Below are 14,545 nucleotides of genomic sequence, written 5' to 3'. Positions count from 1 at the left end.
TGGTCACCAAACCCCTACTTTCCTCGATCCCCCCGAGTGCTGTAGGTGCATTTTCTGCCGATCGCGAGATCGGGAAGCCAATCGTTTTAAAATTAAAACAGGGAATTTTCTAACTTTTGGAAGAGGCAGATTGGCACAAAAAACGATAGTTTGAGAATGCAGTTAAAGACATTAAAAATCGCAATGGCTACCTTAACTCAAGAAAAATGCTCGGCGTGTAACAAGCAGTCTCAACCTGCAAATGCCGAAGAAATTGCCGAATTAAAACCGCAAATTCCGGAGTGGAATTTAATCGAAGTCGAGGGAGAACCACGACTACAGCGAAGCTATGCTTTTAAAAACTTCAAAGAAGCCCTCGCCTTTACCCATCAAATCGGTCATTTAGCAGAAGCGGAAGGACACCATCCCGCCTTATTGACTGAATGGGGAAAAGTGACGGTTACCTGGTGGACGCATACGATTTCGGGATTGCACCGCAATGATTTTATTATGGCGGCAAAAACCGATGAAATCGCTAGTTCTGCGAATTAATATAAAGGCGATCGCCCGTCGGTGCAAATCGATCCAATGGGGTCTAGGATTCAGCCAGGATCTAACCCCATATCTCCGTAGGGATGCGGCATTGCCGTGTCCTATCTTTTCTATTTTTGTCAATCCTTCGCTTAAAATATTGAGATGAAATCGAACGGAGGGGTAGAGGATGCAACTGAAAACGAGTCAGCGAACTAAGTTAGATGAAAGTGACGATCGCCTTTTTTATGCTTATCCCCGATTCGTCACCCATGTCGATAATGGCTTTATCGATCGCCTCACCCAGTTATACCGCGATCGCCTCCGACCGAAGGCGGAAATTCTCGATTTAATGAGTTCTTGGGTGTCTCACCTTCCCGACGATCTGGAATTTTCCCGGGTGGTGGGACACGGACTCAATGAGGAAGAATTGGCAAAAAACCCGTGTTTTGACGAATATTTCGTGCAAGATTTGAATAAAAATCCGATTTTACCGTTAGAAGATAACCGTTTTGATGCCGTTCTCAACGCGGTATCGGTGCAGTATTTGCAACAGCCGGAAATTATTTTTGGGGAAATGCTGCGCGTTCTCAAGCCGGGAGGGGTGGCGATCGTCAGTTTCTCGAATCGGATGTTTTATCAAAAGGCGATTCAAGTCTGGCGGGACGGAAGTGAGGGCGATCGCTTGAAATTAGTCAAAGGTTATTTTAACTCGGTCGAAGGCTTTGGGGAAGTAGAAGCGATCGCCCGTCAGTCGGAGGTTCCCACGATTTTGCAATTATTGGGAATCGGAGGCGGCGATCCGTTTTATGCGGTCGTCGCCGAGAAACGGGTTCCCTAACGCCGAGGCGATCGCTCCGTTCATCTATACTCGATCTGGCTGCGGCGGCGATCGATCTCACTCAACCTCCGCGCGATCGCCGATCGCAGGGCGTCGTGACAGCCTCCCGTGGAAGCGATCGCGCAACCCCACTGACTGATATCGGCGCGATTGTACTGCAACGGCGTACCGTCGAGATAGGTACATCGTCCCCCCGCTTCGGTCAAAATCAATTCCGGCGCGGCCAAATCCCAGTCCTTGGGAGCCGTCCGACCGGACAGAGAAATATAAGCGTCGCCGTTGCCTTCGATCAAAGCGGCCATCTTACAACCGATACTTCCGAGCTGCGGGCGGTGACGACAGGGAAGGTGAGCCAATAATTGATACAAGCGACTGTCGCGATCGGAGCGACGGGTGACGACGCACAATTCTTGGAGGCGATCGCGCGGGGAAACGCGGACCCGAGTGTGCTGTCGGTCGCGGGTTTCGAGGAACGCCCCACCGCCGAGGTGGGCGTAATAGAGCTTGTCGGCGGCGGGAATGGCGACCACGGCGACCGCCGGACGCCCCCGGTAAGCGAGGGCGATATGAATGGCGTAGTTGGGATCGCCGTGGATGAACGATCGCGTCCCGTCGATCGGGTCGATAATCCAGACCCAATCGTGGCGACAGCGATCGCGCGAGTCGGGATCGAGTTTGTAGGTTTCTTCGCTGACGAAGGCGTAGTCTTGACTACCGACGGCGACGCGCAATTGTTGCAAAATGTAGTGACTGGCGGCCAAATCGGCGCTGGTCACCGGGCCGTCCGCTTGGTGACGAACCCGCAAGCCTCCGGTGGCGTTGCCGTGGTGGGGGATGAGTATATCGGCAGCGCCCCAAGCGATCTCACGAGCGATCGCGCCGAGTCGGTTTAAATCCCGCCCGTCTATCCGGGCGGCGGTCGAGGCGATCGAGGGGGGGTTACTCATCGGCGGCGATAGGGGGCTGGAAGGACGAAATCCAATAACGGCGACAACTCCAGACCAGGGCCGTTCCGACGGCGATGTAAATCAGACCGCGCACTTCAAAGCTGACCCCGGCGAGGCGCAAGACGATCCCGATTCCCATCATGGCGAGAATCAGGGCAATTGTTTTGGCGCCGAACATCTGAAAGATGCTTTTAAAGGGGTTGGGTTCGTTGAGGGTTTCGACACGATCGATGACGCGGTTGGCGGTGCGATCGAGAATCAGTTTTCCTTTGATCGAACCGACCGTGACGGCGGCGAATCCTCCGAGTAAATGGGTGCGGTCGAGGAATCCTAAATAGGGGAAGTGAAACCAGAAAACTAATCCCATTGTCAGCAACCCCGTTCCGACGAGGGTCCAAATGGCCCCAGCAATCCACAAATGTTGCGCGCGGGTCAAACCGAGTTTTAGATCGTTGGTCTGCATACAATCTGACAATCGTGGGTGTTCTTCTCGATTGTCTCTGGCTTTGGCGGAAAAATCTACCCTCCTGCGGCGGCGATCGCAGGGGAAAGGGGGATCGAAACGGCTTTTTAACGGCTTTTTAAAGGTAGAATGGTAGCGGCGATCCAATCCCTACAATGGAGAATCAAGAAATTTGCCGTTTTAGTTTTTATTAAGAATATAGATTGGGGTTTTTGCCGAGGGGGCGATCGAAAAAACAGGGTTAAAATGAGTAGTTGTTGGCTTTAACAACAAGATCTTAAGTTTTTGAAAAAAATGTAATTTTAACGACATAGCGGGCTGGCAAGGGATTGATTCCTTGTTAAATTAGAAAAACAGCGTCTTGTCATTTTAACCATAGTTTATGAATAATTCGTCGAAAAAACGCATCGGGATTCTCACCAGTGGGGGCGATTGTCCGGGATTGAACGCGGTGATCCGTGCCGTGGTCAAATGCGCTTCGCATAAAGGCTGGGAAGTCTACGGGATTCCTTACGGAACGGACGGTTTTATCGACATTACCAACGGCGATCGCCAGCCGGAAGACCTGAAACTGTACGAACACGGCTACGACATCCCCGGACTGCTGCAGGGGCTAGATGTCTTGCAATTTCTAAGCGGTAGCGTCCTCGGATCGTTGAGTAAAGGCAACACGGGAGATCCGGAGATCGCCGAGAAAATTATACAAGGATATAACCGATTGGGACTCGACGCCCTGATCGGAGTCGGCGGCGACGGCAGTTTGGAAATTCTGTACCAACTCGCTCAAAAAGGGCAGTGGAAGTTGATCGGGGTGCCGAAAACCATTGACAACGACGTACCGTTTACCGAACGCTCCGTGGGCTTCGATACCGCAGTGGATACGGTGACCGAGGCGCTTTACGATTTGACCTTTACCGCCGCTTCTCACGAACGGGTGATGGTGGTGGAAGTGATGGGACGAGATGCGGGACATTTGGCCCTTCATGCCGGGATTGCCGGGGGGGCGGACGTGATTTTGATTCCCGAACTGACCCCGATCGTCAATAAGGAGGTCGTGCATAATATTTGCCATAAAATTGCGCGCTTGCACCAGGAAAAGCGCAAATTCGCGTTGGTCGTGGTCGCGGAAGGGGTCAAGCACGAGGATCGGCGCCAGTCGCGGGCGATCGGGGATTACGTAGCGAAGCAAATTAAGGCGTACAGCAAGCATTTGTGCGATCGCGACGCGATCGAGTTTTGCGGGATGCAGGAAGTCGATACCCGGGTGACGGTGTTGGGTCACTTGCAGCGCAGTGGTACGCCGTCGTCGTTCGATCGCCTGTTGGCGACCAGTTTCGGCATCAAAGCGGTGCAACTGATCGATGGCGAACAATACAACCGCCTCGTGGTGTGGGAAGGGGGCAAAGTCGAGAGCAAGCCGTTAGAACAGGCGATCGCCCTGATTTCCCAAGCGCACCAACAGCAGCGCTGTCCGTCCCCGGTGGATTCCAACGGCTTTATGGTACAAAGCGCGAGAGCGCTGGGGATTTACGTCGGCGACCCGAGCGCCTGGAATTCTCCCCAAGCGCCAGGGCCGACGGTGGAAGTGGCGACGGTGGAAGAAGCGAGTCAGTCCAGTCTCTAGGCTCGCGCGGCGATCGATCCCGAAAAAAAACCTAAAAATCCTGACATCCCCGGCGGGTTCCGCCGAGCGAGCGATCGGCCTTGACGGCGCTTGACGCGGGCGATCGCGGCCATCGGAACCGCACAAATTCGCCTCGGCAATCCACCCGGCGATCGGGATCGGGAGGGGGTGAGGACGATAAAATTTTTCTGGTTTCGGTCTGAGGTGCAAGCTGAGGGGTCGTCACCGTCGTCATTGTCAGCAAAATTGGGAGATAGATCGTGCAGGAGAAAAAACGTCTCGGAGTTCTCACCAGTGGCGGCGACTCGCCGGGAATGAACGCCGCCGTCCGGGCGGTAGTCCGCGCGGCCCTCGCCAAAGGGGCGGAAGTCTACGCCATTTACGAAGGCTACCAAGGCATGGTGGAAGGGGGAGAATGCCCCCTCCCGGCGCCTTCGAGTCGCGACAACGAACCGTTTATGGGCAATGTCAGCCTGCCGCAACAAGCCTGCATCCGTCCGATCTTCTGGCACGAAGTCAGTGGCATCCTCCAAAAAGGAGGAACGATTATTGGAACCGCGCGCAGTTTGGCCTTTAAAACCCGGGAAGGTCGCCGCCGGGCCGCCCGCAACTTAATCCGGGAAGGGATCGATCGCCTCGTGGCGATCGGCGGTGACGGCACCCTCACCGGGGCCGACCTCTTCCGGCGCGAATGGTCGGAATTACTGAAGGAATTAGTCGAAAATGGCGAAATTCGCCCGGAAGAAGCCGCCGCCTATCCCCAGCTCGCGATCGTCGGGCTAACCGCTTCGATCGACAACGACATGTACGGCAGCGACATGACGATCGGCACGGATACGGCCTTACACCGGATTACGGAAGCAGTAGACGCGATTTCCTCCACCGCCGCCAGCCACCAGCGCACCTTTGTTGTCGAAGTGATGGGGCGCAATTGCGGCTATTTGGCCTTGATGGGGGCGATCGCCACCGGGGCCGACTGGGTGATGATTCCGGAACAACCGCCGCAAGATAACGGTTCCTGGGAAGATCGAATGTGTAGCGTCCTCAAAGCCGGACGCGACTCCGGACGCCGGGACACGATCGTCATCGTCGCCGAGGGGTCCCGCGACAGTGACGGCAATCCGATTTCGAGCGATCGCATCAAACAAGTCCTCGAAGAACGCCTCGGCGAAGACGCGCGGGTGACGATCCTCGGTCACGTCCAACGCGGCGGGTCTCCCAGCGCCTTCGATCGCAACCTCAGCACCTTGCTCGGTTGCGCCGCCGTTGACGAAATTCTCAAAGACGAACCCCATCCGGAACCCCTGCTGATCGGGATGCACGGCAACCGCATCGTGCGATCGCCCCTGATGCACTGCGTCCAACAAACCCACGTCGTCGCCGAGGCGATCGCCAACGGCGAGTACGAGCGCGCCATGGACCTGCGCGGCAACAGTTTTAAAGACGCCTGCCACACCTTCCAAACCTTGATGCAAGCCGCTCCCCATACCCCATCGAGCGATCGTCAATCCCGGCGGATCGCCGTCCTCAACTGCGGCGCCGCCGCCCCCGGCATGAACACCGCCGTCCGCGCCGCCGTCCGCCTCGGCATCGATCGCGGTCACACCATGCTCGGCATCGATCGCGGTTTTCGGGGCTTGATCGACGGCAGCATCAAAGAACTCGGCTGGCTGAGCGTTCGCGGCTGGGCCACCACGGGGGGTTCGGAACTGGGAACCAGCCGCAAACTTCCCGAAGGGCGCGACTTTTACCAAATTGCCCGCCAGTTGGAAGCCCACGACATCCACGGTCTGCTCATGATTGGCGGTTGGGCCGGATACGAAGCCATTTACCAGCTTTACTCCCAGCGCGATACCTTCCCCGCCTTCAACATCCCCATGCTCTGCGTCCCCGCCAGCATCGACAATAACCTCCCCGGCGCCGAATTGAGCATCGGCACCGATACAGCCCTCAACAACATCATCGAAGCCGTCGATAAAATCAAACAGTCCGCCGTCGCCTCCAACCGTTGTTTTGTCGTCAAAGTCATGGGACGTTACTGCGGTTATCTCGCCGTCATGAGCGGCTTGGCGACCGGAGCCGAACGGGTTTACATCCACGAGGAACAAATTACCCTCACGGACCTGCAAAAAGATATCACCGACCTGATCGAAGGCTTCAAACACGGCAAGCGCGTCGGTCTGATCGTCTGCAACGAAAACGCCCACCCGGTTTACAATACCGACTTTATTTGTTCCCTGTTTGCCGAAGAAGGGCGCGAAGTCTTTCAAGTCCGACAGGCGATTCTCGGACACCTGCAACAAGGGGGCGACCCCACCCCGTTCGATCGCATCCAAGCCACCCGCCTCGCGGAAAAAGGGCTGGATTTCTTAATCGACGAAGCCCAAAAACCCAATCCCGCCGGAGCGTTGATGGGGGTTGAAGGCGGTCAGGTCAAATTTATCGACCTCAGCTTGATGCCGCGCATGGTCGATAAGACGTTCCGACGTCCGAAAGATCAATGGTGGTTTGATATTTGGCCGATGAGTAAAATGTTGGCTCAACCGCCGAAAAAAATCGGTTAAATCCGTCGATCGAAAGAAATAATCTCACAATCAGGGAGAGAGCGAGTAGCCATGAAATATGTAGAAGAATATCGCAACGCCGACTTAGCCCGGGATTACGCCCGCGCGATCGCCGAACTCGTCACCCGTCCGTGGACGATCATGGAAATTTGCGGCGGTCAAACCCACGCGATCGTCAAATTCGGCATTGACGAGTTATTGCCGCCGGAAATTACCTTAATTCACGGCCCCGGCTGTCCGGTATGCGTCACCCCCGTCAGCGCGATCGATCGGGCGATCGCGATCGCCAAGCGTCCGGAGGTTATCTTTTGTTCCTTCGGCGACATGCTCCGCGTTCCCGGCAGCGACACCGACCTGCTCGGCGTCAAAGCCGACGGCGGCGACGTGCGGATCGTTTACTCCCCCCTCGACTGTCTCAAACTCGCCAAAGAGAACCCGGACAAGCAGGTGGTATTCTTCGCCGTCGGCTTTGAAACCACCACCCCCGCGACCGCCATGGCCGTCTATCAAGCGCGCCTACAGCAAATTGCCAATTTCTCGACGATCGTCTCTCACGTCCTCGTACCCCCGGCGATGGAAGCGATTTTATCCGCCCCCAATTGTGCCGTGCGAGGGTTCCTGGCGGCGGGTCACGTCTGCACCGTGATGGGATATCGCGAATATGAGGCGATCGCCCCTAAATATCAAGTGCCGATCGTCGTCACCGGATTTGAACCCGTCGATATCCTCCAAGGGATTTACATGTGCGTGCAACAACTGGAACGAGGACGCGCCGAAGTCGAAAATCAATATACCCGTTCCGTCCGCTATCAAGGCAACCCCACCGCTCAAAAGCTCGTCAGGCAAGTGTTTCAAGTCATCTCCCGCCAGTGGCGCGGCATTGGCGAAATCCCCCAAAGCGGTTTGGGACTGCGCCCGGAATATGCCGAGTTCGACGCCGAACGTCGTTTCGACCTCGGTCACGTCCGCAGCAGCGAATCCCCGGATTGTATCAGTGGCGAAATCTTGCAAGGGGTCAAGAAACCTCACGACTGCCCCGCGTTCGGTACCACCTGCACCCCGGAACATCCTCTCGGCGCGCCGATGGTCTCTTCCGAAGGGGCTTGTGCGGCTTACTACCGCTACCGCAAGCACGCGACGGAACGGGCGATGGTGTGAGAAGGAGGGAGGGGATCCCTCGGAAGGCGATCGCCGAACCCATCGAGATTGACCGAGCTGTTTTTCTTTTAATTTCTTTGAAAATGTATCGGAGTGAACCCAACAATGAGTTCTAGAGAAAAATTAGGTGTTGACGATTTAGTTTTTGACGATCGAAAAGAGGAGCGATCGCGCCGAGTCTGGCCGAACTGTTGACAATCTATTTTAAACCCTTCGATCGCCCAAAATTCGATTCAAAATTCAGGAAACTTTTTTCTGTTTGCAAGAAAACAGGCGGAAGTTTAAAAATTGCGACAAGACCGAATCGTCAACCCGTTTTTCTAAATTGCAACTGCGGCGATCTTGGGCGTCACGGCTTTCACACTGCAATCCAGGGGTTGCGCGATCGAAGCGATCGGGAAAAATCGTATTTTCGTTATAAATGGTATGGCGCAAATGGGCAAAACGCAGATCCGCAAAGCGTAAATCTGCAAAACGCAAATCCGCACCACTTAAATCCGCACCGCGCAAGTCCGCAAATCGCAAATCCGTAAACCGTAAGTTGGCACCGCTCAAATTCGTCCCCTTCAAGTTCGCACCTTTGAGGTCCGCATTCGTCAAACGAGCGCGATTTAAGCGAGCAAAACTCAAATCGGCGCCACTGAGATCCGCATTACCTAAATGAGCATCCGCCAAATTGGCATCGTAGAGATTGGCGCTGCTGAGGTCCGCACTGTTGAGATTGGCCCCACTCAACTTCGTCGCGCGCAGAGTGGCGCTGCTGAGGTTCGTAAATCCCAAATCCGCACCGCTTAAGTCCCGTTCGGATAAATTGGCGCCGTTCAAGTCGCAACCCGCACAATAGCGACTCTCTAGCTGGCGAGTTATCCTCCCCTCCTCTGCATTCCCGAAACCTGGCACGGATGGCGACACCCCGTTGCATTTCGCGCCTGAAAACCCCGTGTTTCTAGCCATGACGATTCCCCTGATGTAGCTGACAAATGTTGTTATACCGTAGATTCACTGAGTTCTATTTAAAGAGTCGATGAACTCTGCTAGACGTTCGGTAAAATCTCTGCGAAATGCCAGCAATCGACCGATCTCCGCCCCATCGGTTCCTCCTGTCCCGTCAACGATCGATCGCCCCTCGATCGCCGATCGATCGCCCCTCAATCAGTAAACCACAATCCCGGTTCCGGTTGCACGAGATCGCCCCAAAAAGCCAACGGCACGATCGCCCCCGTTTCTACCTCTTGCACCGGATTTCCTCGCCCTTGAGTGCGATCGAAAATCAGTAAATTTCGTAACACTTCACTCGGATTACGTTGTTCCTCTCCACTCAAATACAACAACACATTTTCATCGCGACAAACCCCTTGCGCGCCCTCGATCGCGCAAATCGCATTATTATTATTCACCCGACCCGTTGCCAAAAAGATCCCGTTCGGATTGCCGTTATTGAGCGCTACAATTCGATTTAAACTTGGCGTTACCAAACGACAGCGATTGAGAGCCGAACCCAACTCGCTATCTTCCCAGGCGATCGACGGTTGCGGGATCGAATCGACTCCCGTTTTAACAAAAGTTGCCAACTGGCCGTTATATTCCAAACAAGCGAATAAAGTTTGTTCTGAACTTTGCGAGGGAACGTCCAATCCCCACGCTGCCGTCGGCGCGTTCAACCGATCGGCGATCGCGTTGTTTTCAAATAAATTATCCTCGCTAACCTCCGGCTGACCCCCCTCTAAAATCAACAGTCCGTACTCGCGATTATTATCGACCAAATTTCCGTTTAATCGCGGTCGAGACCGTTCGGAAACCACCATTCCCGTATCGTTAGCGCGCACTTGATTGGCGGCGATCGTCGGCGACGCATCCCCGCCGATCGCGATCGCCACTCCCAGATTGACAAATAAATTATTACGAATTTCTCCAGTCGCATTGCGATCCACAGAAATTCCACTGCCTCCACTGTTCGTAAACCGATTATTATCAATCGCAGGATTGGCGCTACCGCCCACGTAAATTCCATCCCGTCCGTTATTAATAAATGTATTATTGCGGACGATCGCCGCCGCACTATCTTCAATCCAGACCCCCGTTCCTTCCGGGTCGGGATTACTAATCGTTACTCCCGCAATTTGAGTATCTGCTAATGCTAAAATAGTTAAATGTTGATTCGCCGCGCTGCGCGTCGAATAAAAATCGCCGCCACGAATGACAATTCCTTCCCCTTGTCGAGCTTCATTTCCTTGGAGAATAACGCCACGATTGAGAATCAAGGGAAAGGTTTCGCCACTACTATATTGACCGGGGGCGAGGTTAATCACCGTTCCCGGACGGGCGCCGTCGATCGCGTAAGAAATCGTGCGAAAGGGGTTATCCGGGCTGTTTCCGGCGCTGGCGCTATTGTTACCCCGCAAGGGATCGACGTAATAGACAGTATGGCTGGAATCGGGAACCTCCGCAGAAGTTGCCGACGGGGACGGCGAAACGGGCGGCGGCGTCGGATTCGCGGGAGGTTGAGCCGGGGGGCGGTCGCGATCGATCGCCAACCTCGGCGGCGTGCGATTGAAGGCGACGGACAGCCCGCGATCGCGGGTGGCGGCGATCAAGAGATCGATCGCCATACCACAACTGTGACGGGCGTTGATTTCCGGAGTCGAGCAATTATTTTCTGCCCCTTTGCCCCGTCCGTGAATGCCGATCAATTCGCCGTCGGCGTTAAAAATGGGGGCGCCGCTCAAGCCACTGCGGGTGCGGTTGTCGTAGAGTAAACTGTAACCGCCATCGGCGGAGGGCGGGTTGACGACTTGGGCGATCGCCCCGGCACTGAAAGTGCGATCGCGCCTCGTGCGACGTAAATCGTCCGGATTCGGCCAACCGCTAATATACACAGTGTCACCGGATTGCACCTTTTGGCTGCCCACGGAGGCGACGGGATAATCGCGATCGCTGCGAAACCGCAACAGAGCTAGATCCGAACCGACGATCGCCCGTTCGCTTTGCGGGTCGAGACGCCCGAACCCGATAACGTCCGGACTCCCTTCAGATGCATCGACGTAATGCACTTGTCCGTCGGGAGTGACGATCGCGTGGAACCCACCCGTCCGCCAGACGACGTGCCACGCCGTGACCACATAATAGGTATTACCACTGCGCGCGACGATCGCCCCACTGCCCGTTTTTTCCCCTTCGACGATCGCCCGATTGCCTTTGGCGGTCAAATTGGGACCGATTAACACGGAAACTTGGGCGGCGATATCGTTGACTTGCGCCGGAGTCAGGGCGAATACGGCAATTTCGGAAACGGCGATCGCCACGCAGGTGCCCAAGGCGATCGCGCCGACAAAATAGTTTTGATTCATAGAGATCGATGGCGGGTTCGCCATCGACCGCGATCGCGAACCCGCGATGATTGAGGGCTAAAAAGTCAGATCTTTCCTTCCTTCACGAACCACAAGCCCAATTCCGGTTCTAAATTGCGCGCGACCGATTCGAGAGGGGCGATCGCCTCTTCTCCCAATTCCTGCACCGGATTGCCTTTACCTTGCACGCTAAACGCAACTAATCGGCGCAACACTTCGGCGGGATTGCTGGCGTTGTCACCGCTCAAATTAAATAGCATGTTCTCCGGTTGGCAACTTTGGCGCACGTCATCGACCAAACAGACCACTTTGGAGTTATTCACCCGTCCGGTCGCAAACAGCATTCGATCTAACTGACCGCCATGATTCACCACTAATTGATTTAATTTTTGCGTCACTTCGCTACAGCGATTTTGCGGCGTATCGAATTCCCGATTATTCCAAGTAATCATCGGTTGGGGAATCGATGCGAGAGTTTTATGGGCGATCGTCGCGTAGCCGTTTCCGTAAGGTTCGCAACTAAATTGGGTGTTATGAGAGAGGCGATCGTCCGGTGTCGGGGGCGTATCTTGTTGCGCTCGGGTAATCAGTTGATTCGTGCGTTCGTTGCCGCGAAATACGTTACTTGAGGCAATTTGGGGCTGAGATTGGGCGATCGCCACCAAACCGTAATCCGTATTATTTTCGATCGTATTTCCTTGCAAGACCGGGCGCGCTTGTTGGGTGACGACGATGCCAATTCGGTTCTGGCGAATTTGGTTATTGGCAATCATCGGCGTGGAATTGTGACCGATCGCCAAGCCAAATCCGGTATCGTGAAATTCATTGCCGATAATTTGCCCACTCGCGTCGCGCGTCACCGAAATTCCGTTGCCGCCGTTGTAGGTAAATTTATTATTTTCGATCGTCGGATTTCCCGTTCCCGAAACAAAAATTCCCTCGCGATTGTTGTTGACAAAGGTGCTATTGCGGATCGTCGGATTGGTATTTTCTACCCAAATTCCCGTTCCTCGGGTGTTGGGATTGGTCACGGTAACCCCGAGAATTTGACTGTTATTTCCCGCCGCGATCGTGATATTTTGTTTGGCCCAACTGCGCGTCAGGCGATCGCCGCCTCCGGTAATCACCACTCGTTCGCCGTGTTGCGATTCGTCCCCACGCAAAATGACGCCACTTTTCACTTCTAGGGGAAAGTTTTCTCCCGCACTGTAACGACCGGGAGCAAGCTGGATGGTGGTTCCAGAGGTGGCGCGTTCTAAAGCGGCACTAATCGTTCGCAAGGGTTTGGCTTCGCTGCGTCCGTCGCTGGGCGAATCGTTACCTCGTTTGGGATCGACGTAGAGAATGCTTTGTTGGGCGATCGCTTCTCGATTTAAACTGCTTTGTTCGGCGATCGCGCGGTTTCCCGCTTGCCAGCGACCGTCAGCTTGAATGGTTAAGCTCGTAGCACTAATTAGGCCAATTGTCGTCAATAATATTGGATAGGTAAATTTGTTCATAATTGAACTCTACTTGTATAACCTTTCAGCTTGTTTATTACTACAGCAGATTTTTGGATCGTCCTCCTAAATAAGCCCCAAATAATCCAATTTTCCGGATGTTTTTTATTCGCCACCAACAAATAAATCAACTCCGGAGTACGTTTTATTTTGTTGTATTTGGAAAGCTTTAAATTAAGCCTGCGGTTTTCAACCGCCCAACTCTCTCGCGCCCCATTTCGATGAATGGAGTGTTTTTCACAAAATGTTTGGACACCCGACCGCCTTCACCTGCCAATTGTTCCCCGGTCAGAGTTTAAGTTGTATTAATTTATGTTAAGCGGTGCGATCGCCTTCCCTCAATCTGACCCGGACCGATCGCGGGGTTGTTTGCTGACTCCCCCAAGGCGACCTCGATCGAGCGCGCGATCGAAGATAGATTTTAGCTATTCTCGATCGAGAATCAATCATTGATGTCGGGTTCTGTTCCTGCGGTCTATTCCCCGAAAAACCCCAGGAAATTGCCCCGAACCCAATAAGAATCTAAAATCTAAAATCTAAAATCTCTCTCGAATGCGACACGATGGAATTGCCCAACTTAAGGACTCCATTTGTTGGAATAATTCCACGGAAGGTTGCGTCCCATCTTCAAACTTAAAAACATCGATTCCGAGTAAGGGATATTTCAAGCGTCCGTTAATGGCAATTAAGCGCCCGGACGCATCTAATACCGGACCGCCACTCATGCCATTTTGAATGTCATTGGTGTAGCCGAGTTGGTAACCGCGTTCGAGCGATCTCGCCGAGTACATCCCGATTTCGCCCGTGGTCAAACGGTAAGCTTTGGTTCCCCAATCTCGGGTACTGGTCAGGGAATCGTCCGAGAAATACCAGTTGGGAAAACCGGAGGCGTAAACTCGATCGCCCACGGAGATCGCCCTCGTATCCCCCCACTCGACCACCGGATAGGGGCGATCGCTGCGAAACTGCACCACAGCGACATCGAGATCGCCAAAATCGGTGCTGTCCAAGCGTTCGGCGTCGTAGCGTTCCCCATCGGCGGTCATCACCGCATAAGCGGGATTTTCTTCGTTGTCGAGGACGTGATCGTTGGTCAAGACAGTGTAGGTGTCGCCGTCGCGATCGACGATCGCCCCGGATCCGGCGCCGAGATCGCTAAAAATCCTCACGGTCACTTGACGGGCAATTTCGCGCACTTGTCCGTCACTCAACGATTCCGCGATCGATTCGGCGACCGGATCCGCGCAACGACCGACGGCCCCCGGGGAGGCGATCGAGCCGTCTTCAAGGGTAACCGACGGCCAAGCGATCGCGACGCACAGTCCGGCGATCGCCACGGCTAACCTGTGGCGCCGGGGGAGCGATCGAAATTTTGGAGAGGGGCAAATCACCAGTTTTGTTCGCGAAAAAATCAGGAGCGTTACTGTTCTAGGGTGCCACAAATCAAACGCTTTGCAGGCTTGGCGCGATCGCCTCGTCGTCCGCATTGCAAGCGGCGCTTAGCTCTTAGCTTCTCGGGTCAAATTCAAAATTAAACTCTTCGATCCGATGAAAATCAGTTACAATTTAGGGTAGCCCCCTCTTTTTCTGCT

At 54.3% G+C, this 14,545-nt stretch carries 11 protein-coding genes; 5 read left to right on the top strand and 6 right to left on the bottom strand.

What is annotated here, in order from left to right; genetic code table 11:
- Window positions 1-183 precede the first annotated feature (183 nt).
- Both JJD41_RS00235 and JJD41_RS00230 read left to right on the top strand, forming a co-directional pair.
- Window positions 184-531 (top strand): 4a-hydroxytetrahydrobiopterin dehydratase, encoded by a 348-nt coding sequence (locus tag JJD41_RS00235; protein WP_200664203.1) that lies wholly within the window; start codon window positions 184-186, stop codon window positions 529-531.
- A gap of 169 nt (window positions 532-700) precedes the next feature.
- Window positions 701-1,351, top strand: a complete 651-nt coding sequence (locus tag JJD41_RS00230) for a methyltransferase domain-containing protein (RefSeq protein ID WP_200664202.1) — start codon at window positions 701-703, stop codon at window positions 1,349-1,351.
- A gap of 20 nt (window positions 1,352-1,371) precedes the next feature.
- Here the strand turns inward: JJD41_RS00230 and JJD41_RS00225 are convergent, their stop codons facing one another.
- Complete coding sequence (locus JJD41_RS00225) at window positions 1,372-2,298, bottom strand: 3'(2'),5'-bisphosphate nucleotidase CysQ family protein (protein WP_200664201.1); 927 nt, start codon at window positions 2,296-2,298, stop codon at window positions 1,372-1,374.
- The gene (locus JJD41_RS00220; protein ID WP_200664200.1) at window positions 2,291-2,761 is read right to left on the bottom strand and encodes a hypothetical protein; all 471 of its coding nucleotides are present in this window, start codon (window positions 2,759-2,761) and stop codon (window positions 2,291-2,293) included. Before JJD41_RS00220 ends, JJD41_RS00225 begins: the two co-directional genes overlap by 8 nt.
- A gap of 382 nt (window positions 2,762-3,143) precedes the next feature.
- Between JJD41_RS00220 and JJD41_RS00215 the strand changes: the two genes are divergently transcribed.
- From JJD41_RS00215 to hypD, 3 genes are all read left to right on the top strand, one after another.
- The gene (locus JJD41_RS00215; protein WP_200664199.1) at window positions 3,144-4,385 is read left to right on the top strand and encodes an ATP-dependent 6-phosphofructokinase; all 1,242 of its coding nucleotides are present in this window, start codon (window positions 3,144-3,146) and stop codon (window positions 4,383-4,385) included.
- A 260-nt stretch (window positions 4,386-4,645) separates the two neighbouring features.
- A complete protein-coding gene (locus tag JJD41_RS00210; RefSeq protein WP_200664198.1) occupies window positions 4,646-6,949 on the top strand; it encodes a 6-phosphofructokinase in 2,304 nt (767 codons plus the stop codon).
- A 51-nt stretch (window positions 6,950-7,000) separates the two neighbouring features.
- Window positions 7,001-8,107, top strand: coding sequence for a hydrogenase formation protein HypD (gene hypD, locus JJD41_RS00205; protein ID WP_200664197.1), 1,107 nt, complete (start codon window positions 7,001-7,003; stop codon window positions 8,105-8,107).
- A 240-nt stretch (window positions 8,108-8,347) separates the two neighbouring features.
- On the opposite strand, the gene JJD41_RS00200 is transcribed toward hypD, so the two are convergent.
- From JJD41_RS00200 to JJD41_RS00185, 4 genes are all read right to left on the bottom strand, one after another.
- Complete coding sequence (locus tag JJD41_RS00200) at window positions 8,348-9,061, bottom strand: pentapeptide repeat-containing protein (RefSeq protein ID WP_200664196.1); 714 nt, start codon at window positions 9,059-9,061, stop codon at window positions 8,348-8,350.
- A 194-nt stretch (window positions 9,062-9,255) separates the two neighbouring features.
- A complete protein-coding gene (locus JJD41_RS00195) occupies window positions 9,256-11,454 on the bottom strand; it encodes a right-handed parallel beta-helix repeat-containing protein (protein ID WP_200664195.1) in 2,199 nt (732 codons plus the stop codon).
- Window positions 11,455-11,519: 65 nt separating this feature from the next.
- Window positions 11,520-12,953, bottom strand: a complete 1,434-nt coding sequence (locus tag JJD41_RS00190) for a right-handed parallel beta-helix repeat-containing protein (protein WP_200664194.1) — start codon at window positions 12,951-12,953, stop codon at window positions 11,520-11,522.
- Between the two features lie 536 nt (window positions 12,954-13,489).
- On the bottom strand, window positions 13,490-14,344 hold the full coding sequence (locus tag JJD41_RS00185; RefSeq protein ID WP_370583691.1) for a S1 family peptidase: 855 nt from the start codon (window positions 14,342-14,344) through the stop codon (window positions 13,490-13,492).
- Window positions 14,345-14,545 lie beyond the last annotated feature (201 nt).

Origin of the sequence: Oxynema mangrovii CENA135, assembly GCF_016632315.1 — a bacterium.
In the GTDB taxonomy this organism is placed as follows: Bacteria; Cyanobacteriota; Cyanobacteriia; order Cyanobacteriales; family Laspinemataceae; genus Oxynema; species Oxynema aestuarii.
The sequence above is the reverse complement of the archived record's forward strand: the minus strand, read 5'-3'. Positions and strand labels throughout refer to the sequence as shown.

Coding starts and splice junctions, on each gene's coding strand:
- JJD41_RS00235 (WP_200664203.1), top strand. CDS start 184: ATGGCTACCTTAACTCAAGAAAAATGCTCGGCGTGTAACAAGCAGTCT.
- JJD41_RS00230 (WP_200664202.1), top strand. CDS start 701: ATGCAACTGAAAACGAGTCAGCGAACTAAGTTAGATGAAAGTGACGAT.
- JJD41_RS00225 (WP_200664201.1), bottom strand. CDS start 2,298: ATGAGTAACCCCCCCTCGATCGCCTCGACCGCCGCCCGGATAGACGGG.
- JJD41_RS00220 (WP_200664200.1), bottom strand. CDS start 2,761: ATGCAGACCAACGATCTAAAACTCGGTTTGACCCGCGCGCAACATTTG.
- JJD41_RS00215 (WP_200664199.1), top strand. CDS start 3,144: ATGAATAATTCGTCGAAAAAACGCATCGGGATTCTCACCAGTGGGGGC.
- hypD (WP_200664197.1), top strand. CDS start 7,001: ATGAAATATGTAGAAGAATATCGCAACGCCGACTTAGCCCGGGATTAC.
- JJD41_RS00200 (WP_200664196.1), bottom strand. CDS start 9,061: ATGGCTAGAAACACGGGGTTTTCAGGCGCGAAATGCAACGGGGTGTCG.
- JJD41_RS00195 (WP_200664195.1), bottom strand. CDS start 11,454: ATGAATCAAAACTATTTTGTCGGCGCGATCGCCTTGGGCACCTGCGTG.
- JJD41_RS00190 (WP_200664194.1), bottom strand. CDS start 12,953: ATGAACAAATTTACCTATCCAATATTATTGACGACAATTGGCCTAATT.